Genomic DNA, 18,891 nt, shown 5'->3' with positions numbered 1-18,891 from the left:
AAATCAACTACTTGGCGCGTTTCGCTGATTTCTGGGGAAGAGCCAGGGAAGAATTCGTGATCGCGCCTTCCAACTTGCCCATTTCCACAGCGTTCTGGCCGCCGTCGATCCACTTCGCGTAGGTCGTCAAAAACATCTGGATCGTGTGCCCCATCTGCTTGGCGGCGAACGCCGGCGTGACCCCCGACATCAGCATGATGGTCGCGTAGGTGTGCCGGGTCTCGTATGGGCTGCGGTAGCGGATGCCCAGGCGTCGCAGCGTCGGCCGCCAGTACATTTCCCGCGGCGGCTCGTCGTCAGTGAACCGGGCGCCGGTCCGGGGATCGAGGAAGACAAACCCGTCGAGCGACTTCATCAGCGTGTGCGCCTTCATCGCCTGGAGCGCGCTGCGAGACCGGCTGTTGAGCGAGACCGCGCGTGCCGTGCTCGTCTTGGTGCGGACTTCATGCTCCCTGAGGACGATGATCTCGCTCAAGATGAAGTGGTGGAGGCGCCCGTCGACAGGCCGCCATCGCAGCGCCAGGCTTAGCGAGAAACGCATGGCGTACAGGTCCTTGGCGGACCTGCATCAGCGGCTCACGACATGGGAGACCGCTTCCGTTCCTACAAATCCGGATCCGCCTGAGGCCCCGCATTCAGCATGACGCGGTTGCGCACCTGCGACGCAGGTATTGGCTGGATCCCCGCCGCACCTTTGGCCCAGGCGGAGGTCGCCGTCATCATTTGGACCGCAGATTGGTTGATGACAAAATCGACCGTGCTATTGCTGGCGCTGTTACGAGCGCAATCTCGCGACAACAGGGTTTTGCAGTAGCCATTCGCCGCACTGATGTTTGTGTCGTGTGGCGCGATGACGAGGCTTGAATCGTCTCGCCAGACGGGATAGAACGAAAGGTTGGTGGGCGTAAAGTCGTTGCCTTCGATAAGGGTCACCACATTCTCAGAGGCTGCAATGCCCATCCAAAAATTGTTGTCGTAGAGATTGTTGACCAAGTGAACCATGCCGTATTGGGTGGCCCATGGGCTGCGCCCCACCTCCGGCGAACGGCCAGAGGAGTTATAGATCTTGTTGCCGATGATGGTGATGGTCTGACCCTCGGCGATCAACAGCATGAACCAATAGCTGCGTCCATCACAGAAATGGCCGTAATCAGTGGTTCCGTCCAGGACGTTATTCGAAATTGTCACCCGGTCGGCCGGCCCCCAACCTGTCACGATCATCTGACGACCAATGCGTGCGAAGTAGTTGTGATCGATCCACACGTCACTTGCGCCGTCGATCGTGATGGCGTCACCACCCCAGATCACGCCATCATTAATGTCAGTCAGGGATAGGTTTCGAATGATGATGTTTGAAACGCCATCCCGGAGATAGAACCCTTTGCCCTTGATGCCCGCGTTCTTGCCGACACCCACAATGGTTTTGTTCGAACCGACACGAAGCGGCGTGCCGCCAGCGGTGTCGTAAGTCAAATCGAACAATTGGCGACCGCTGCAGTAGCTGTTCCAATCAAGGATCTTCTCCTGTTTCCCATTCACCGCGCAGTTGTTGCTTGAATATGCACAGGCTTTGCCGGTGGTGGAGCCCTCTGTGTTGATGAAGTCGATCACGCCAAGCACTCGGATCACTCGTGGAGTGCTGTCGATGCAGGTGGAGCCGTTATATCTGTCGCACAGCGCGGATTTCAGCTGTGCTGGAGTGGACACATCGACCACTTCTCCGCCCGCGCCACCCGTGACGCCTGCGCCGAATCCCACCGGGACAGTTTTGACCTTGAGACCCACGGACTTATTGGCGTCCAGCTTGACGGTGCAGGTGAGGGCGGATCCACATTCCGCCGCATCCCCAAGCCACTTATCGACGCCATACGTGCCATCCGTAACGGCCGTGAGCACAACCTTGGCGCCTGCAGCATAGGTCGAACCAGACGTCGCTCCAGCAATGGTGCCATTGGACGGAGGTTGAATCGTCAACGTGTGTTCAGCCAATGCAGAAGCATCGTTGGAGGGCGAACTTGCCGGAGTTGAGGGCGCTGGCGATGGTGAGGCAGGCGGTGAGCTCACAGGCGGTGGGCTCTCCGGGAGGGGATTGGCCGGGGGCGAACCCACCGGAGAGGAGCCCACCGGAGGGGAGGTACCCGTCTCGTTGTTGCCTGACTTCTCGTCCTTGGAGCCGCCACATGCGCCTAGCAGCGCCGACACTGAAATGACAAGCGCAGCGGCTGCGCTCCGGCCAGGCAACCAACGAGCAAGACAAAACATCGTGAATATCCAGGTTGCGGCCGAATGCGGGCGCGCCCAGATGACGAGCTTTCCCTTTTGCGAACGGCCTCTGCTTTAGTTAGGCACGAGGAAGTCGCCTTACCCAACGGCGCCCCTACGCAATCGCGGCGAATAGCCGCCCCTCGATAGGCGCGACATCATCTCGGTGCCGCGCTCAGTTCTTATGTCGTGAATCTTAGAAGCCCGGGGTTCGTGACGCGGTAAGCTCTTGTAAGAAGCACCCTGACGATGCTCGCCTCATGCGCCGGTTGTCGTTTCCATGCCGCTGTCTCCGCTGGCGCGGGCCGCCGACTGGCGAAACCTGATCGCCGAGTGCCTTCGCGACACGATCGGACCTCTCCGAATCCGGGCGAGATGCCCCTTTGGTTGATCGCGAACTGCTTGGTGCCCGGAAGCCGCCTGAATGCGGAGATCCGCAAGAACCACCCGGGGTGCTCAGGTCGTGGGAGGCGCCTTCACGATCAGGACCGGCATCGGTGCCAGCCGCGCGACCAGTTCCGCATCGCTGCCAAGCAAGGCCCGGCTCATGCCTCGGCGTCCATGGGAGCCCACAACGACCAGCCCCGCATGCACCTTGACCGCGTGAGACACGATGACCTCTGCGACCCGTCGGCCAGGATCGTCCAGGATGGCGGTGGAGGGCACGACGTCAGCCGCGCGGGCCTGGGCGATGGCCTCGTCCAGCAGGCGCTGGGCGGCGTCGTGCTGGGCCTGGATGGAGGACTCGACCAAGGCGGCGTTCGAGAAGGCCACGTTCAGGGGGAGGTCGAACAGCACATGGACCACTTCCAGCTCGGACGGTTGGCCACGTACCAGACGCAGGGCTTCGGTCAGTGCCGCTTTGGCGGGATCACTGCCATCGTAGGCAACGAGAACTTTGCGAAACATGGTGAACCTCCAGGGTCGTTTCCGTCTTCAGTCGCGGGTGATCAACAGCAAAACGATTGTCGACAGCAGGATCGAGAGCGCAATCGCCAACAGCGCAAGGATCACCACGCCGATCCAGTTCATTGCCATTTCGCAAGCTCCCTGAAGCGATCGCCCAGATGAGAGGGGTTGGGGTCTGACATATCGGAGCGTGCGATGCGGGGTCGCGGCCGTCTGTGCGTCAGCGCACCGCCGCTGGCTTGAGGATGTGGCGGCGCCAGCGTGCGCAGCCGGGGCATCAGTCCTCAGCTCTCAAGCCCTCAAGCCATGTCGTGGTCGCGCAGCATCACCGGCTCTCTGGAGCCTGACGCCAGCCGGCGACGCACCACGGCGTCGATCTCGTCGGCGTGAGCCATGTAGGTGGCCAGCGGATCGTCATTGGCCCCGTGCGGGTGATAGCGGTAGTGCAGCGTCTCCTTGCGGATGCTGGCTCCCACCGGCTGCTCGCCGACCAGCACCCAGAACCGCACGCATCCCGACATCAGGTGAAAGAACGCTTCCGGCTTCATGGGGATTCCCTGGACAGACGATGACGGTCGAGCATGCGCCTGTGCCAGCGCATTCGTCTGTTCGCTTGGACACCCACCTCCCCGCAGATCGTGGGAAGAACGCCGACCGCAGCAAACGACAGAGCTCTGCCTGCGAACTGTGGGTCAGACGGTGCAGCGGCGGGCCGTGCGTTGCCGCGATCGCCAGCAGGTTCCGCATCGACGCCCTTGAAGATCAGCATTTCACCGATCGCGCTGGGCGTCTGCGCCGCTAAGGATCCTTCGATCCCCATCAAGCGGAGCCATCCATGGAGCGCATCAGAACCGGCGACCCTCGGACCGAGCCGGCCTCGTCCGCGCCGGGGCTGCGACCCCGCCGGCAAGAGGCCTTGCAGGCGCAACTGGACGGCAGTCCACGCATGCTCGCTCAACGGCGCAGCCTGGCGGTCCCCCTGCAGGGCGGTGTGCCGACGCGCCGTCAGCGGCCGCTGTCGCACGAGTCCCACGCCACCGCCGCTGCGGTGGCCCCGGTGCAACGCATCCCGGACAAGGATCAGCTCTTCATCCAACGATTGCAGGAGGTGGCCGGCGTGGCCCCAGGGGGCATGGCGCCGGGCCCTCATCTGACGGCCTACATCCTGGCGCACCCCGCCGAGGTGGGACCGACCGTCTCTGCAGCGGTCATCGCGGCGGCGGCGGGTGGGGCGCTGAACTTCATGGCCTTGAGCGGCGTCATCGTCGCTGCCCTGGCGGGACAGCACGCCGCACCCGGCCAGTTTGCGGCAGATACCGCCTTCAATGCCCAGGTGACAGCCGCCTTGCTCGCCAATCCGTTCATGCAGACGGTGCTGAATGGCACGTTGCAAAGCCAGGTGCCGGGCCGGCGCGGCACTGCCCCGATTGGCGGGGCCATTCCCGCGTTTCCCGCCGGCACCGACGACCGCGTGCTCGAGTCTGCCGATCTGTTCAATCGACTCACCGCCCTGCCGGCGCCCCTGCCACCGGTCGCGGTGACGCCAACCACGCTGCTGCAGAATCCCGGCGCCGCCATGGGCAATGGCAATCTGGACATCGGGCCCGCCGCCGCCCGCGGCAACCTGGTGCATGAGTTCGGCCACCACCTGGAGGACAACCTGGCGCCGGCGGACTTCCTGACCGTGCACAACTTCCTCTCCGCCCGCACCCGTCCGCCCCCTGGCGGACCGGGCGTGGCCATGCCTGGCATGGTGGGCATGCGGGATGCAGGCTACGTGTTCGAGCACCATCCGGGCTATGACATCGAGATGCCGGAGATGAATGCCGGCGGATTGAACGGCCGTGCACCCGCCAATGGCCGTTTTCAGCAGGTGATGAAGGCGCTGGCGACACCGTTCGTGGCGGGTGGGCAGATGCTGTACCGCGCGCTGCAGGCCACGCCCTTGCGCTACCTGGGGCTGCTGGGCAGCGGGCTGACTCAGCAGGCGGGACGCCTGGTCAGTGCCGTGACAGGTCGGCGCGAGCCCCGCAACTGGGGTGGTCACGGCGTGGAGGATTTCTTCGCCTTCAATGCCAACAACCCGCAGCTCAGCTACAGCTCGGTGGTGCATCGATTTGGCGGGCCCGGCTACACGGGCACCACCGAATACCTGTCTACGACGGTCGAGTTCTTCAATCGGCCCAGCCACGCCCGCGAGCTGGTGAATCAGGATCCGCTACGGGCTGCCTTGTTTCTCTACCTCGGCAACCGACCGCAATACCTGCTGGTGAGGGCCGCGTTCAACCTGGCCAATGCGCCGACGGATCTGGATGATTTGATCCATGCCATTCGATAGGCGACCGGGATGGCGCTCCGTGGAGCGCCTGGCGCGGCAGCCCTGAGGCGCGACAGGTCACGCGGGTGCGTCGCGCTTCACGCGGCGGGTTCGAGTGGCTTTGCCGCCTGCAAGACCGTCGGCAGCAACTCGCTCACCGTCGGGTGGATGCGGACGCCATTCATCACCTCGGTCCACGGGCGCTTGGCCACCATCACGTCCAGCAGCGACTGCACCGCCTCGTCCCCGTCCACCCCGAGGATCGACGCCCCGACGATGGCCTTCGACGCTTCATCCACCAGCAGTTTGATGAAGCCCAGGTCCTCGCCCTTTTCGACTGCCCGGCCCACCCGGGTCATGGGGCGCGTCCCGATCAGCGCCGGCCGACCGCTCGCGCGCACCTCGCGCTCCGACAACCCGATTCGCGCCAGCGGCGGATCGGTGTAGAGCGCATAGGTCACGACGCGATCGCCGATGCCGCGATTCGCGCCATCGAACAGGTTGGCGGCCACCACCTCGAAGTCATTCCAGGCGGTGTGGGTGAAGGCGCCGCGACCGTTGCAGTCGCCCATCGCCCAGATGTGCGGCACATTGCTGCGCAGTTGATCGTCCACCTGCACATAGCCGCGCTCGTCCATCCGGACGCCGGCCTGATCCAGGCCCAGGTCGTCGGTGTTGGGTCGCCGACCGGTGGCCATCAGCAAATGGCTGCCCTGCACGCTGGGCTCGCCCTGAGTGCAATTGACGTCAATGCTCACGCCGTCAGGCTGGCCGTCACCGTCGATCCGCCTGGCTGCCCGCACGCAGTCGGCATTCAGTCGGATCGTGATGCCTTCCGCTTCCAGCATCGCACGCAGCGCTTCGGCGACATCGGTGTCCTCCCGCGGCACCAATTGCGCGCCGCGCTGCACCACCGTCACCTCGGCACCGAAGCGGCGGAACATCTGCGCAAACTCCAGGCCGATGTAGCTGCCGCCGACCACCACCAGGTGTTCGGGCAGCCGGTCCAGCCGCATCACCGACGCATTGGTCAGAAACGGCACCTGATCCAGGCCCTCGACGCCGAAGGTGGCCGGCCGTCCGCCGACATTCAGGAAGATCCGCTCGGCCTGCAGCCGACGCTCACCGACCACGACCGTGTGCGGGTCCACGAACCGGGCATGGCCGCGCACCAGCTCGACCTGCGGCATCGCACCGATCCACTTCTCGACGCTGTCGCGTGATCGGCCCGCAATGCGGTCCTTGCGCGCGAGCACCTCAGCCAGGTCGACGCTGGCACCGCCGGGAATGCGGATGCCCCAGCGCTGCGCATGGCGGACCATCCAGGCCGCATGCGCGCTGGCCACCATGGCCTTGGTCGGGATGCAGCCGGTGTTGACGCAGGTGCCGCCCACCCGGGCGCGTTCGATCACCGCCACCCGCCAGCCGGCTTGCGACATCCGCTCCGCCAGCGGCGGGCCGGCCTGTCCGGCACCGATCACCAGGGCGTCGAAGGAATCGGTCATGGGGGGGCTCCTGCTGCGGTCGATGGGGCCGGCCAGGGTAGGGTCGTCCTGCGCAGGGCGCAAGCCACCTTGGGGCCATGTCATGCGTGGCAAAGGGCGATCCCTCGTCCGAGGCGGGATGACCCCAGCGATGCGCACGTCGGTCTGCCGCAGTGGGCCGGGCGTCGGTCGATCTTCGGAGATACTGCCGACCGTTCAAAGCGCCCGTCACGTCCATGTCCCCGACCCCCATCTCTGAGATCACCGCGACGCTGCCCAATGGTGAGCCGCTGGTGATCACCGCCGACGAGCGCGCTGCGCTCTATTTCATCCCGCAAGCGCCCGGCGGCATGCCGGTGAGCGAAGCGATGCAGCAGCGCCTGCAGGACAAGGGCCTGGCGACCGGCATCCGGGAAGATGGCCGCCGATGGCTCACCGAGCTCGGTGACCGGGCCCGACTCGGGAAGATCTAAGGACAAGGCGCGCGGTCTCACTGCCGAAAGGCGTGTTCCGGAGCCCGCAGCAGGGAAGGTGTGGTGTCGCTGTCCCCCGAACAGGGGTCAGCGGCGCTGGTATTGGGTCGAACCGAACAAGGTCTCCCGGGCCTTGTCGTCCACCAGCGGGCGGCGCCGATCGGCCAGCACCTCCACCCCCAGCTTCACCGCCGGGCGAGCGGCGATCTCATCGAACCAGCCCTTGAGGTGCGGATAGTCCGACAGCTCCACGCCCTGGTTTTTCCAGCTGCGCAGCCACGGGAAGATCGCGATGTCGGCGATGGTGTAGGTCGATCCGGCGATGTACTTGCCGTGCGCCAGCTGCCGATCGATGACACCGTACAGCCGCTTGGCCTCGTTGGTGTAGCGGTCGATGGCGTACTCGATCTTCTCCGGCGCGTAGATCCGGAAGTGATGCGCCTGGCCCAGCATCGGCCCCACGCCGCCCATCTGGAACATCAGCCACTGCAGCACCTCATAGCGCCCCCGGGTGTCGGCCGGCAGGAACTGGCCGGCCTTGCCGGCCAGATACAGCAGGATGGCGCCGGACTCGAACAGGGCCATCGGCCGGCCGTCCGGCCCGTCGGGATCGATGATGGCCGGGATCTTGTTGTTGGGACTGATGCCGAGGAATCTGGACTCGAACTGCTCGCCCGCGCCGATGTCCACGGGAATGACCCGGTAGGGCAGCCGGCATTCCTCCAGCATGATGTGAACCTTGTGGCCATTGGGTGTGGGCCATGAATACACTTCGATCATCTCGCGTTCTCCATTGTGGCGCCGGGCGACGACCACACTGAACGCGCATCGACATCGGCACAGACAGGCTGTGACCGGATCGACAATCGGTGTGTCGCGCCGAAGCGCATCGTCCAGCCTCATGGTAATCAAACAAATCAAGCAGTGGTTCACCGTTCGCGCCAACGCAGCGCGCTGGCGTCCGCTGACCGAATGGGCCGAGGAGCGAGGCGGCCAACTGCGCCATGCGCGCGACGGTCGCGGTTTCGTGATCGATCTCCCGCGCCTGCTGCCCGGGCTCACCCGCATCGAGTGGGGACCGTCCCAGCGCAGTTACATCAGCGGTTTCGAGCTGCGCATGCGTTGTGAGCTCAAGCTCAATGCGGACATGCAGATGATGCTCATCGAGCGATCGCTGATGGACCAGCTGGAGCGCAGCGTCTTCGAGGCCTATACCGACACCTTGCGCACCCGTGCCGACACCGACACGCCGGAAGAGATGCGCTGGCTGGTGATGTTCCCCAAGCAGACCGCGATCGATGCCAAGCTCGTGCGCCAGCGCTTCGGCGCGGTGGGCGTCAACAGCGAGCTGTGCGCGGCCTGGCTGGATCCCGCACTGTCCGAGCGGCTCGGTCAGGCCACCCAGGACATCCTCACCGAGGGTCGCCCCTTCGTGCTGATGAGCCTGCGCGGCAACGTCTATCTGCGCACCGCCATGCCGCAGGTGTCGCTGCCCGAGGTGCAGGGCTTGCTGCAGGTGCTGGAGGCGGCTGCCCACAGCGCGCAGGCGGTGCACCTACGCATCGGCGAGGGCGGCCCATGGCCCACCACGACCTCGGTCGCCTGGCACAACCGCCCGTCCGAGGGTGACTACAGCGCCTCGGCCTGAGGTGAGCCGGCGCACTCAGCCGCGGGCCTGCTGGGCGAAGTGCCATCCCAATTCAGCCATCGGCTTCGCGCCTGCGCCGGCCTCGCGCGCCTGCGCGCTGGAGGCGGTGCCATCCTCCACCCGCTTGGCGATGCCCTGCAGGATGGCTGAGATCCGGAACAGGTTGTAGGCCAGGTAGAAGTTCCAATCCTTCATCACGGCGGCTGCGTCGCCGCGTCCGGTGCGGTCGCAATAGCGGCGCACATAGCTCAGCTCGTCCGGAATGCCCAGCGGGGCCAGGTCCACGCCGCCCAGACCGCGCGCGGCACCGCTCTTGCGGATGTGCCAGGACATGCAGTGATAGCTGAAATCCGCCAACGGATGGCCCAGCGTGGAAAGCTCCCAGTCCAGCACCGCAAGCACCCGGGGTTCGGTGGGATGGAAGACCAGGTTGTCGAGCCGGTAATCGCCGTGCACGATCGCCACCTCGCGCTCATCCCGCGCCGAATCGGGGATGTGCTGGGGCAGCCAGTCGATCAGCCGGTCCATCGCCTCGTTCGGACCGGTGACCGACGCCTGGTACTGCTTGCTCCAGCGTCCGATCTGGCGCTCGAAATAGTTGCCCGGCTTGCCGAAACCGGCCAGGCCCACCGCCTGCACGTCGACCTGATGCAACGCCGCAATGACCCGGTTCATTTCTTCATAGATGGCGGCGCGTTCGGCGGTCGATAGACCCGGCAGCGACTGGTCCCACATCACCCGCCCTTGGACGAAGGCCATCACATAGAAGGCCCGGCCGATCACCGATTCGTCCTCGCACAGCGCCAGCATGCGAGGCACCGGTACATCGGAGCCTGCCAGCGCACGCATGACGGTGAACTCGCGTTCAATGGCATGGGCGGACGGCAGCAGCTTGGCCACTGGCGCCGGCTTGGCCCGCATCACATAGCTGGTCTGCGGCGTGATCAGCTGGTAGGTCGGATTGGATTGCCCGCCCTTGAACTGCTCGATGCGCAGCGGCCCCGAAAAGCCGGGGATCTCGCGTGCCAGCCAGGCGGCCAGTGCCGCTTCGTCGATCGGATGCGTGGGGGCACGGGTGCCGGTGAATGCGTCGTCCACGGAGTCTCCTGTTGGATGTTGGGAACCGCGCTCCCCCAGGGCCGGGACGGGGAAGCGGTCAGCGGTTGGCAATCGCCAGCAGCTTGTCCTTGTTCAGCACGACCAGCCGGGTGGGTTCCACCCGTACCGCGCCTTCGCGCTCGAAGCCCTTGAGTTCCTGATTCACCCGTTGGCGGGAGGCCCCCAGCAACTGGGCCAGATCCTCCTGCGCCAGTTGCAGGCCGATCCGGATCTCCTCGGTGCCCTGGGTCACGCCGTAGCTGCGCGCGAGCAACAGGATCTGCTTGGCCAGCCGCGAGGCCAGCGGGCGGGTGTTGAGATCCTCGACCACATCGAACATCAACCGCAGGCGTCGGCAATTCAGCCGCAGCAGCGCTTCGTAGAGTTCGGTGTGGCGTTGCAGCAGGTCCTTGAAGTCGGGCTTGCGGATCACCAGCAAGGTGGTCTCGCCGTGGGCGCTCGCGTCGTGGGTGCGGGGCAGGCCGTCGAACAGGGCGATGTCGCCGAACCAGGTGCCAGGCTCGACATAGGTCAGCGTGACCTGCTTGCCGGAGAGCGAGACCGAGCTCACCCGCACCGCACCGCGGGCCACGCCCACCCATTCCTCGGCGGGCTCGCCGCGCACCGACATGAGGGCGCCGTCGCTGAGGCGTCTGACGAAGGCGCGCGCCAGAATGTCGCTGCGCAGCGGCAGTGACAGTTTGGAAAACCACGGCCCCGACTCGATGTTGTTGCGTTCGGAAATTGTAAGAACCGAGCTGTTCATGCTTTGTCGCTGGCGTGACAGGCCAGTCGTCTCCTTTTGTTGTCCTTCACTGTCCGGCCTATTGTGAATGACTCCTGCTTGCTGCCCATCGGCCGCAACCATGAGGCGCAACGCGGCAAGCGCTGTCCCCCATCTCTCCCGCTGTTAGGGGAAGGCAGGGGTGTTCGAGGCTTCTCCGCCAGGGTTGCCGTGCTAGAGTGAAACGCACCCTCAACAGCAGTCACAGCGGGAATGAACCGAGACCATCACGACCCGTGCGGGCAACCGCCAGCGCTCAGTGTCCTCGTGCTCGCGTGTTGTGCGGTGATGTCGACCCCCGCCTGGAGCCTGGGTGTGGGTCGTCCGCAAGCGGCCTCGGCACTGGGCCAGCCGCTGAACCTGTTGTTCCCCATCCAGCTCGGTCCGGGCGAGACGCTCACCGCAGATTGCATCCGTGCCGAAGTCCTGGCCGGTGACAACCTGGTGCTGCCCAGCGCCTTGCAGTGGCAACTGGAAGGTGATGGCGCGGCACCACGCGGCGTGCGACTCCGGAGCACCCAGGCGATCGATGAGCCGCTGGTCTCGGTGCAATTGAGCGTCGGCTGCCCGGCACGCCTCACTCGCCAATTCACCGCCTTCATCGATCCGCCCGGGCACAGCCAGGATGCTGCGGCCGCGGAGCCCGGCGCGGTGGTGACGACGCTCACCGCTCCCGCCGCCACGCCGACCGCAGGTCAGACTTCGCGTGAAGCCCGGGGCCGCGAGGAGGGCGCCAACTCGACCGGGCGGGTCAATCCTTCGCGGCTCGCCGAGGTCACTGCGACCGTGGCAGCCTCCGCGCCCACCGCCGCTGGCAGCGCGCCGCAGCGCGCGCGTCGGGCGGCGGCGCGTCGCGCGCCGGACCACGCCATGGTGGCGTCACCGCCATCCGCACAGCGGGCCACGGCGGCGCCACGCCTGTCGCTCGAACCCGCCGAGGCGCTGACCCTGCCCAGCCCAGCCCAACTGGCCGCAGAGGCCGCAGCCAGTGCGGCCAGCGCCGCCGAGTTGGCACAGCGGCAATTGCAGTCCATGGAAAAGCGGGTGGCGGACCTGCAGACGGAACAGCAACGCACCCAGGCGGCGCTGCAGGCCCTGCGCCAGGAACTGGTGATGGCCCGCGAGGCCGCGTCGGGCGACAGCGGCCGCATGACCTCGGTCTGGCTGCTTGGCCTGACGCTGCTCAGCCTGGGCCTGGCCGCCAGCACCGTGCTGCTGTGGCGAGGTCGTCGGTCGCCGCGGGATGCGGAACAGAGCTGGTGGAGCGAATCCAGGCAGGACGCCTCGGCGCTGGCCGATCCGACGGCGTCGGCCACAGGCGCTGACGGTGCGGTGTCGCGGCCCGGTGGACTGTCACCGCTGCCGGCGTCGGCGCCCGCAGTGGCATCGGCGTTCTCGTCGTCTGCGGCGTCGGGCAGTCCGTCCGCTGCGTCGGGTTCGTCGTTCTACGCGCCCATGCCCAACACCGTTCCCGCGCCGTTGCACGGCCATGAGCATGAGGGCGACCGTCCGGGGTCAAGGTATGAACGGCATGATGACGAGGCCGACGACGAACCGCTGATCGACACCAGCACGGTGCCGATGCCGCTGAACATCACCGATCCTGACCGCACGATCGAGTTTCCTCCGCGCGCGATGCGGCCGGCGGCTGTCCCGCACACGCGGCCGCCGGTCAGCTCTGCGGTGGACGACGCGATGGCGGCGCTCGACCATCTGGATTCTCTCGAGTTGCCCAGTCTGCCGTCGCCCAGCCCGAAGTCCTCCGGTCTGCAACTCGCGCCGCTGCACCTGGACACCCAGCCGATGCCGCTCGCGGTCGATCCCGGCTTCCCGGCGCCGGTGACGGTGGAGGAATTGATCGACCTGGAACAGCAGGTCGATTTCTTCATGGTCCTGGGCCAGGACGATGCCGCCATTGAGCTGCTGTCCGGCCGGTTGGGTGAGCGTGCGGCGGCCAGTGGCTTGCCCTATCTCAAGCTGATGGAGCTCTACCAGCGCCGCGGCGACCGCGACGCCTACGACCGCATCGCCTCCCGTTTTGCCCAGCATTTCCAGGCCCGTCCGCCGTCATGGAGCGAGGACCTGAACGAAGGCACCGGGCTGGAGGCGCATGAGGAATTGCTGCAGCGCCTGGAGGCCGCCTGGCCTGATCCGGCCGGCAGCATGAGCCTGCTGCAGGATCTGCTGTCGCGCCACCAGGAGTACAGCGGCGACCTGGGCCTGCCGGCTTACCGGGACCTGCTCATGCTCTATGCCGTCGCCCGCGACCGGGCCGAGCACGAATTGCGCAACGGGGATGTGGATGTGGTCCTGCCGCTGGACGCCACCACCAATCCGGACATGATGGCCACGATGGTGTTCCAGGCGCCTACGTCGCCGGGCAAGTCGCCGTTGCGAGCGGCCGTGGTGCAGTCGGTGGACCTGGACCTCTCGCTGGTCGACGACGAACCGCCCGAGGCGCCCAAGCCGCTCTGAGAGCGCCGCCCCATGCGGCATGCGCTTGTGGAGGACGGTTGCGGCGACCGTCAGGACAGCAATCGCGCGACCGTGGCCATGGCCATGACGTGACTCACGACGACCACGACGACCACGATCGGGATCGGGATCGGGGTCGGCATCAGGATCGCACGTGACGCCTCCTTCAGCCTCAGACCTTCTTCAAGCGGGCCAGCGCCAGATCCAGCGTCTCGTCCTTCTTCGCGAAGCAGAAGCGGATGATCTTCGCGTCGCTGCCGCGGCTGTAGAAGGCCGACATGGGAATGGCGGCGACGCCGATCTCCCGGGTCAGCCACTGGCACAAGGCCATGTCGCCCATCGCGGCCAGCGATTCGGGCAGGCGGCTGTAGTTCACCGACTGGAAATAGCTGCCGGGGCAGGGCAGCAGCTGGAATGCGGTGTCGGCGAGACCGGCGCGAAAACGGTCGCGCTTGTGTTGGTAGAAATCGCTCAGCCCCAGATAGGGTGCGGGATCCCGCATGTAGGTCGCCAAGCCGACCTGCATCGGCGCATTCACCGAGAACACGTTGTACTGGTGCACCTTGCGGAACTCGGCCATCAGCGACGCCGGCGCGGTGACATAGCCGATCTTCCAGCCGGTGACGTGATAGGTCTTGCCGAAGCTCGACACCACGAAGCTGCGGGCCGCCAGCGACGGCAGCCGGGCCACGCTCTGGTGCTGCTGGCCGTCGTAGACCATGTGCTCATAGACCTCGTCGCTGATGACGACCACCTCGGTGCCGTCCAGCAGCGCGGCCAACTGCTGCAGCTCATCGGCGGTCCAGACCGCGCCGCTGGGGTTGTGCGGGCTGTTGATCATCAGCGCCCGGGTGCGTGGCGTGATCGCGGCGCGGAGGCGATCGATGTCCGGGCGGAAGGTCTGCGGGTCCAGCGGCACCGGCACCATGGTGCCGCCGGCCAGGGCGATGTTGGGGGCGTAGCTGTCATAGGCGGGCTCCAGCACGATGACCTCATCGCCGGGATGCACGATGGACAGCAGGGCGGTGAGGATCGCCTGGGTGGCGCCGGCGGTGACGGTGATCTCGGTGTCCGGGTCATACCGATGGCCATACAGCGCCTCGACCTTGGCGGCGATGGCCTGGCGCAGTGCGGGAACACCTGGCATCGGCGGGTACTGGTTGTGCCCGGCCCGCATGGCGTCATTCACCGCATCGAGCAAGGCGGGGTCGCCCTCGAAGTCCGGAAAGCCCTGACCCAGGTTGACCGCCTGGTGCTGCTGGGCGAGCGCCGACATCACGCTGAACACCGTCGTGCCGAGCTGCGGCAGGCGGCTGGCGGGCGCTGGCGTGTAGGGGGGGCGGGGAGTGATCGAGGAGGTCGTCGTCATGCTCGGTGTCCGTAGAGGTCCTTGGATTCGAAGGGCGGGCCGGTGACCGGTGACAGACTGTGGTGATCAGCCGAGTTCACCGCCAGTGTGGACCGCCGTGATGACCGGTCGTGGGCCCGGGCGGGGGGCGCCTGCCATCGTCACAGGCCGTAATCAGTGGCGTCGCCGCTCATGGCGCGCTGCAGCAGCGTGCGGTTGAGCCGGTCCGACAGCAGCTCGGCGAAGCTGTAGACATAGTTGCGCAGGTAGGCGCCTTTCTTGAAGGCGATCCGCGCCACGTTCTGACCCAGCAGATGGCCCAGCGGACGCCACACCAGTTCCCCGTTGGGCGGGTCTTCCCGCACCGCCATCTCGGCGACGATGCCGATGCCCAGTCCCAGGCGGACATAGGTCTTGATGACATCGGAGTCGATCGCCTCCAGCACCACGTTGGGCGTCAACTGCCGTTGGGCGAAGGCGCGGTCGATGCGGGTGCGGCCGGTGAAACTCGGGTGGTAGGAGACCAGCGGCTCGGCGGCGATCTGCTCCAGGTGAACCCGCTCGACCTGCGCCAGTGGATGCTCCGCCCGCATCACCAGCACGTGCTGCCATTCGTAGGCGGGCAGGGTCACCAGCTCGTCGAACTGCGACAGCGATTCGGTGGCCAGGCCCACATCTGCGGTCTCGTCGATCAGCATGCGGGCGACCTGGTCCGGACTGCCTTGGTGCAGCCCGATGTTGACCTGCGGGAACTGCTTGCGCAGCTGCGTGACCGGCCCGGGCAGCACATAGCGGGCCTGGGTGTGGGTGGTGGCGATCGACAGGGTGCCGGCGTCCTGCTTGGAGTATTCCTCGCCGATGCGCTTGAGGTTACCGACCTCCCGCATGATGATCTCGACCGACTTGAGCACCTGCTGGCCCGGCTCGGTGATGCTGCGCAAGCGCTTGCCGTGGCGCGAGAAGATGTCCACGCCCAGCTCTTCCTCCAGCTCAAGAATGGCCTTGGAGACCCCGGGCTGCGAGGTGTAGAGCGCCTTGGCCGTCTCGGTGAGGTTGAGGTTGCGGCGCGCGGCCTCTTGCACGAAGCGGAACTGGTGCAGGTTCATGGCTTGATCGTGAGTGCTTTCCGGAGCGTCATTGGCGCGACCGTGGGTGGGGACCGTTCGCTGGGCTGGAGAGGGCTTTGACTGGCTTTGACTGGCTTTGGCGAGCTTTGGCAGGCTTCAGCGCGACACTGCTGACGTCACGGCTGCTGCGCGGCGGGACCTGTCGCGGGGCGATCGTCCACGCCGGAAATCACCTCCAGCGTCGCCGCCGACATCGCACGGATGACCGACGGCTGCTCACCGATCGCGTCATGCAGCACGAAGCGCACGGCGGGATGGTCCCGCTCCAGCGCCTCGATCAGCGGCGGCACATCGCGGCGCACATGGCCGCTGGAGCCCAGGAACATCGGCACGACCTGGATCCGGGTGCAGCCGCGTGCGATCAGAGCGCCGGCGGCGGTGGCGATGTCGGGGGCCATCAGCTCGAGGTAGCCCAGCGCCAGCGGCAGGTCGGGCCGCTGAGCCTGCAGTTCCGCCGCGATCGACTGGAAGGGGCGGGCCCAGGCCGGGTCGCGCGCGCCGTGGGCGAACAGGAGCAGGCCGTCTTGTAGAGAAGTGGTCATGGCAGTCATCGGAAACGCACCAGCCACCAGAAGGCGGCCATGGAAATGCCCAGGTACAGCAGGCTGGGCACCGAAGCCACCAGCCAGGGGGTCCAGTCGCGCAGCATGCCCAGATGGCCGGCCACCGCATTCAGCACCACGAAGCTGATGCCCAGCATGATGCCGCCGAACACCTTGACGCTGATGCCGCCCGCGCGGAAATGCAGGTAGGCAAAGGGCAGGGCCAATGCCACCATCACCATGCAGGCGAACGGATAGAACGCCTTGCGCCAGAACTGGATCTCCGGCTGCTGCGAAGACTGTTCCTGCGACGACAGATGGCGGGTGTAGCGGTAGAGCTCCAGCGTCGACATGTTCCAGGTCGGCTGAACCGCAGCCGACACCACACCGGCCGGCAACTGGCTCTGCCAGCTGTATTGCGGCAGGAGCAGCTCACGCACGGTGGGGTTGTCGGCCAGCTTGTCCTGCGGCGAGTCGGGATTGGGCGCGTCGGTGGTGCGGCCCGTCAGCCGGCCCAGCGGCGTCGGCGCGCGCGACCACTGCATCAGCCGCACATTCTGCAGCTGCCAGCGGCCGCCGGGGTCCACCGTGGCCTCCTTGGCGGTCAGGCGGGTGGCCATGGCGCCTTTGGGATCGAACTCCAGGATCAGCACCTCTTCCATCACGCCGTTGGCCTTGGCCCGGCCCACATGGACCGCATAGCTGTAGTCGCCGTCGCGGTCCTTCATCCAGGCGCCGGCAGCGTTGGTCACGCCGCCGCTGGCGCGTGACTTGAGCAACTGGGCCTGACGGTCCGCCCAGGGATTGACGTAGTCGCCCATCACGAAGGCCAGCGCCGCGAAACCCAGGGCCAGGGTGCTCAGCAATCCCAGGGCGCGCTGCGGTCCGAGACCGCCGGTACGCAGGATGGTGAACTCGCTCGACTGAGCCAGCCGGGCCAGGCTGAAGATGGTGCCGATCAGCACGGCGATCGGCATCAGCTCATAGAAGCGTCCCGGCAGCTTGAGGGCGCAGGACCACAGCGCCAGGCCGACGCCCAGGCCCAGGCGCTGGAAGCGGTCCAGGTCGTCGATGAAGTCGACGAAGAAGAACAGGCCCAGGAAGCCCGCCATGACCAGGGCGAAGGAACTGAGGATGTCGCGGTACAGCAGCCGCCGCACGGTCTTCATGCGGGCACTCCGGGAGTGGGATGGTGGATGGACATCGGGCCGCCCATGCCGGAGGCGGGGGCGATGATGGTGGAGGGCGGCGAGGAGGGATCGTCAGGCTCGCCCGGACCCGACGGCCCTGACGGACCGGAGGGCGTCGATGGTGGGGGCGGTGCGCTCTTGCTCGGGCGGCGCAGGGACAGCCGGTTGCCCATGTCGCGCCAGATCAGCAGCAGCACGGTGACGATGAAGGCCGCACCATGCAGCGCCAGCAGGCCGCTGCCCAGCTTCATCTTGCCGTTGGTCACCCAGCTCTGGCTGAGGTTGATCAGGTTGAAATACACGATGAAGGCAAGCAGCGCGAACATCAGGTTCCAGTTGCTGGCGCGACGGGGATTGGTGGCGGAGATGCCGATCCCCAGCAGCACCAGGTTCAGGCAGCCCAGCACCATGCCGAAGCGGTAGGCGAGTTCACCGTCGCCGATGTTGCTGCGGTCCAGCATCAGGTCGGCGGTGGTGCGGGTCTTGGGCGCGCGGGCATTGGGTGAGCGCATCACCTCGTCGTCCACCACGACGGTGTAGCGCTCGAAGCGGGCGATGGCCTTGTCGCCGTTGCGGGTGTCGACGTCATTGCGCTGGCCGTGCTCCAGCACCAGCAGGCGCTGGTTGTCCTTGTTGACCAACGTGCCGCGGGCGGAGGTGGTGACCGACTCCAGATGCTGGCTGTTGCTCATGATGAACACATTGCGGGCGGCGGTCTCGTCCGCCGGGTCGCGTTCGATGAAGAACACCCGGCTGCCGTCGCTGGAGGTCTGGAACTGGCCCGGTGCCACCCGCGAAAGATCGCTGCGCTGCTCGAACTGTTCGCGCAGCGCGGCGCTGCTGCTGTTGCTCCAGGGCAGGACCAGCGTCATCAGCACGGTCACCACCAGCATCACCGGGGAGGCCATGGTCAGCACAGGCCGAACGAAGCGCGACAGCCCCAGACCGCTGGAGAACCAGACGGTCATTTCCGATTCCTTGTACATGCGGCCCAGCGACATCACCACCGAGACGAACAGCGACAGGCTGAGCATCACCGGCAGCTGCGACAGGGTGAGATAGCCCAGCGACAGCAGCACATGCTGCGGGGCGACCGACCCCTTGGCGGCCATGCCCAGTGAGCGCACCAGCAGCATCGTCACCACGATGGTGAGGATGACCACGAAGGCCAGTCCGAAACTGCGGGCCAGTTCTTTGCGTACGGTTGAATCGAATAACATCCGGGCACTCTATC

17 protein-coding genes are annotated in these 18,891 nt (G+C 66.3%); 4 read left to right on the top strand and 13 right to left on the bottom strand.

What is annotated here, in order from left to right; translation table 11 throughout:
* Positions 1 to 7: 7 nt before the first annotated feature.
* The 4 genes from N4261_RS15290 to N4261_RS15275 form a co-directional block, all read right to left on the bottom strand.
* Entirely contained in the window at positions 8 to 541 is a 534-nt protein-coding gene (locus tag N4261_RS15290; protein ID WP_261756157.1) for a tyrosine-type recombinase/integrase, read from the bottom strand.
* Positions 542 to 603: 62 nt separating this feature from the next.
* On the bottom strand, positions 604 to 1,989 hold the full coding sequence (locus N4261_RS15285) for a pectate lyase family protein (protein ID WP_261756156.1): 1,386 nt from the start codon (positions 1,987 to 1,989) through the stop codon (positions 604 to 606).
* 729 nt (positions 1,990 to 2,718) lie between these two features.
* Positions 2,719 to 3,171, bottom strand: coding sequence for a universal stress protein (locus tag N4261_RS15280; RefSeq protein WP_261756155.1), 453 nt, complete (start codon positions 3,169 to 3,171; stop codon positions 2,719 to 2,721).
* Positions 3,172 to 3,470: 299 nt separating this feature from the next.
* Positions 3,471 to 3,719 (bottom strand): DUF1488 family protein, encoded by a 249-nt coding sequence (locus N4261_RS15275; RefSeq protein WP_261756154.1) that lies wholly within the window; start codon positions 3,717 to 3,719, stop codon positions 3,471 to 3,473.
* Positions 3,720 to 4,006: 287 nt separating this feature from the next.
* Between N4261_RS15275 and N4261_RS15270 the strand changes: the two genes are divergently transcribed.
* Positions 4,007 to 5,509, top strand: coding sequence for a hypothetical protein (locus N4261_RS15270; protein WP_261756153.1), 1,503 nt, complete (start codon positions 4,007 to 4,009; stop codon positions 5,507 to 5,509).
* A 77-nt stretch (positions 5,510 to 5,586) separates the two neighbouring features.
* Here the strand turns inward: N4261_RS15270 and N4261_RS15265 are convergent, their stop codons facing one another.
* Entirely contained in the window at positions 5,587 to 6,993 is a 1,407-nt protein-coding gene (locus N4261_RS15265) for an FAD-containing oxidoreductase (RefSeq protein WP_261756152.1), read from the bottom strand.
* A gap of 215 nt (positions 6,994 to 7,208) precedes the next feature.
* Between N4261_RS15265 and N4261_RS15260 the strand changes: the two genes are divergently transcribed.
* A complete protein-coding gene (locus N4261_RS15260) occupies positions 7,209 to 7,445 on the top strand; it encodes a hypothetical protein (protein ID WP_261756151.1) in 237 nt (78 codons plus the stop codon).
* 87 nt (positions 7,446 to 7,532) lie between these two features.
* Here the strand turns inward: N4261_RS15260 and N4261_RS15255 are convergent, their stop codons facing one another.
* Entirely contained in the window at positions 7,533 to 8,225 is a 693-nt protein-coding gene (locus tag N4261_RS15255; protein ID WP_261756150.1) for a glutathione binding-like protein, read from the bottom strand.
* A 121-nt stretch (positions 8,226 to 8,346) separates the two neighbouring features.
* Here N4261_RS15255 and N4261_RS15250 point away from each other — a divergent pair, with 121 nt between their 5' ends.
* On the top strand, positions 8,347 to 9,093 hold the full coding sequence (locus N4261_RS15250) for a hypothetical protein (RefSeq protein ID WP_261756149.1): 747 nt from the start codon (positions 8,347 to 8,349) through the stop codon (positions 9,091 to 9,093).
* 15 nt (positions 9,094 to 9,108) lie between these two features.
* On the opposite strand, the gene N4261_RS15245 is transcribed toward N4261_RS15250, so the two are convergent.
* Together N4261_RS15245 and N4261_RS15240 are read right to left on the bottom strand one after the other, a co-directional pair.
* On the bottom strand, positions 9,109 to 10,191 hold the full coding sequence (locus tag N4261_RS15245) for a phosphotransferase (RefSeq protein ID WP_261756148.1): 1,083 nt from the start codon (positions 10,189 to 10,191) through the stop codon (positions 9,109 to 9,111).
* Between the two features lie 58 nt (positions 10,192 to 10,249).
* Positions 10,250 to 10,957 (bottom strand): Crp/Fnr family transcriptional regulator, encoded by a 708-nt coding sequence (locus N4261_RS15240; RefSeq protein WP_261756147.1) that lies wholly within the window; start codon positions 10,955 to 10,957, stop codon positions 10,250 to 10,252.
* A gap of 306 nt (positions 10,958 to 11,263) precedes the next feature.
* Here N4261_RS15240 and N4261_RS15235 point away from each other — a divergent pair, with 306 nt between their 5' ends.
* On the top strand, positions 11,264 to 13,450 hold the full coding sequence (locus N4261_RS15235) for a type IV pilus assembly protein FimV (protein WP_261756146.1): 2,187 nt from the start codon (positions 11,264 to 11,266) through the stop codon (positions 13,448 to 13,450).
* Between the two features lie 172 nt (positions 13,451 to 13,622).
* Here N4261_RS15235 and N4261_RS15230 read toward each other — a convergent pair whose 3' ends face one another.
* From N4261_RS15230 to lptF, 5 genes are all read right to left on the bottom strand, one after another.
* Positions 13,623 to 14,819, bottom strand: coding sequence for a pyridoxal phosphate-dependent aminotransferase (locus tag N4261_RS15230; protein ID WP_261756145.1), 1,197 nt, complete (start codon positions 14,817 to 14,819; stop codon positions 13,623 to 13,625).
* Positions 14,820 to 14,959: 140 nt separating this feature from the next.
* Entirely contained in the window at positions 14,960 to 15,904 is a 945-nt protein-coding gene (locus N4261_RS15225; protein ID WP_261756144.1) for a CysB family HTH-type transcriptional regulator, read from the bottom strand.
* Positions 15,905 to 16,041: 137 nt separating this feature from the next.
* Positions 16,042 to 16,467: a sirohydrochlorin chelatase gene (locus N4261_RS15220; RefSeq protein ID WP_261756143.1), complete on the bottom strand. Its 426-nt coding sequence runs from the start codon at positions 16,465 to 16,467 to the stop codon at positions 16,042 to 16,044.
* Positions 16,468 to 16,472: 5 nt separating this feature from the next.
* Complete coding sequence (gene lptG, locus N4261_RS15215) at positions 16,473 to 17,636, bottom strand: LPS export ABC transporter permease LptG (protein WP_261756142.1); 1,164 nt, start codon at positions 17,634 to 17,636, stop codon at positions 16,473 to 16,475.
* Positions 17,633 to 18,877 (bottom strand): LPS export ABC transporter permease LptF, encoded by a 1,245-nt coding sequence (gene lptF / locus N4261_RS15210; RefSeq protein WP_261756141.1) that lies wholly within the window; start codon positions 18,875 to 18,877, stop codon positions 17,633 to 17,635. Before lptF ends, lptG begins: the two co-directional genes overlap by 4 nt.
* Between the last annotated feature and the right edge of the window lie 14 nt (positions 18,878 to 18,891).

The sequence above is a fragment of the Roseateles amylovorans genome, assembly GCF_025398155.2.
In the GTDB taxonomy this organism is placed as follows: domain Bacteria; phylum Pseudomonadota; class Gammaproteobacteria; order Burkholderiales; family Burkholderiaceae_C; genus Roseateles; species Roseateles amylovorans.
The sequence above is the reverse complement of the archived record's forward strand: the minus strand, read 5'-3'. Positions and strand labels throughout refer to the sequence as shown.

Bases quoted from the DNA above. Each gene is read 5' to 3' on its own strand.
- N4261_RS15260 (WP_261756151.1), top strand. From the start codon at position 7,209: ATGTCCCCGACCCCCATCTCTGAGATCACCGCGACGCTGCCCAATGGT.
- N4261_RS15250 (WP_261756149.1), top strand. From the start codon at position 8,347: ATGGTAATCAAACAAATCAAGCAGTGGTTCACCGTTCGCGCCAACGCA.
- N4261_RS15270 (WP_261756153.1), top strand. From the start codon at position 4,007: ATGGAGCGCATCAGAACCGGCGACCCTCGGACCGAGCCGGCCTCGTCC.
- N4261_RS15240 (WP_261756147.1), bottom strand. From the start codon at position 10,957: ATGAACAGCTCGGTTCTTACAATTTCCGAACGCAACAACATCGAGTCG.
- lptG (WP_261756142.1), bottom strand. From the start codon at position 17,636: ATGAAGACCGTGCGGCGGCTGCTGTACCGCGACATCCTCAGTTCCTTC.
- N4261_RS15290 (WP_261756157.1), bottom strand. From the start codon at position 541: ATGCGTTTCTCGCTAAGCCTGGCGCTGCGATGGCGGCCTGTCGACGGG.
- N4261_RS15280 (WP_261756155.1), bottom strand. From the start codon at position 3,171: ATGTTTCGCAAAGTTCTCGTTGCCTACGATGGCAGTGATCCCGCCAAA.
- lptF (WP_261756141.1), bottom strand. From the start codon at position 18,877: ATGTTATTCGATTCAACCGTACGCAAAGAACTGGCCCGCAGTTTCGGA.
- N4261_RS15265 (WP_261756152.1), bottom strand. From the start codon at position 6,993: ATGACCGATTCCTTCGACGCCCTGGTGATCGGTGCCGGACAGGCCGGC.
- N4261_RS15230 (WP_261756145.1), bottom strand. From the start codon at position 14,819: ATGACGACGACCTCCTCGATCACTCCCCGCCCCCCCTACACGCCAGCG.
- N4261_RS15255 (WP_261756150.1), bottom strand. From the start codon at position 8,225: ATGATCGAAGTGTATTCATGGCCCACACCCAATGGCCACAAGGTTCAC.
- N4261_RS15275 (WP_261756154.1), bottom strand. From the start codon at position 3,719: ATGAAGCCGGAAGCGTTCTTTCACCTGATGTCGGGATGCGTGCGGTTC.
- N4261_RS15225 (WP_261756144.1), bottom strand. From the start codon at position 15,904: ATGAACCTGCACCAGTTCCGCTTCGTGCAAGAGGCCGCGCGCCGCAAC.
- N4261_RS15235 (WP_261756146.1), top strand. From the start codon at position 11,264: ATGTCGACCCCCGCCTGGAGCCTGGGTGTGGGTCGTCCGCAAGCGGCC.
- N4261_RS15220 (WP_261756143.1), bottom strand. From the start codon at position 16,467: ATGACCACTTCTCTACAAGACGGCCTGCTCCTGTTCGCCCACGGCGCG.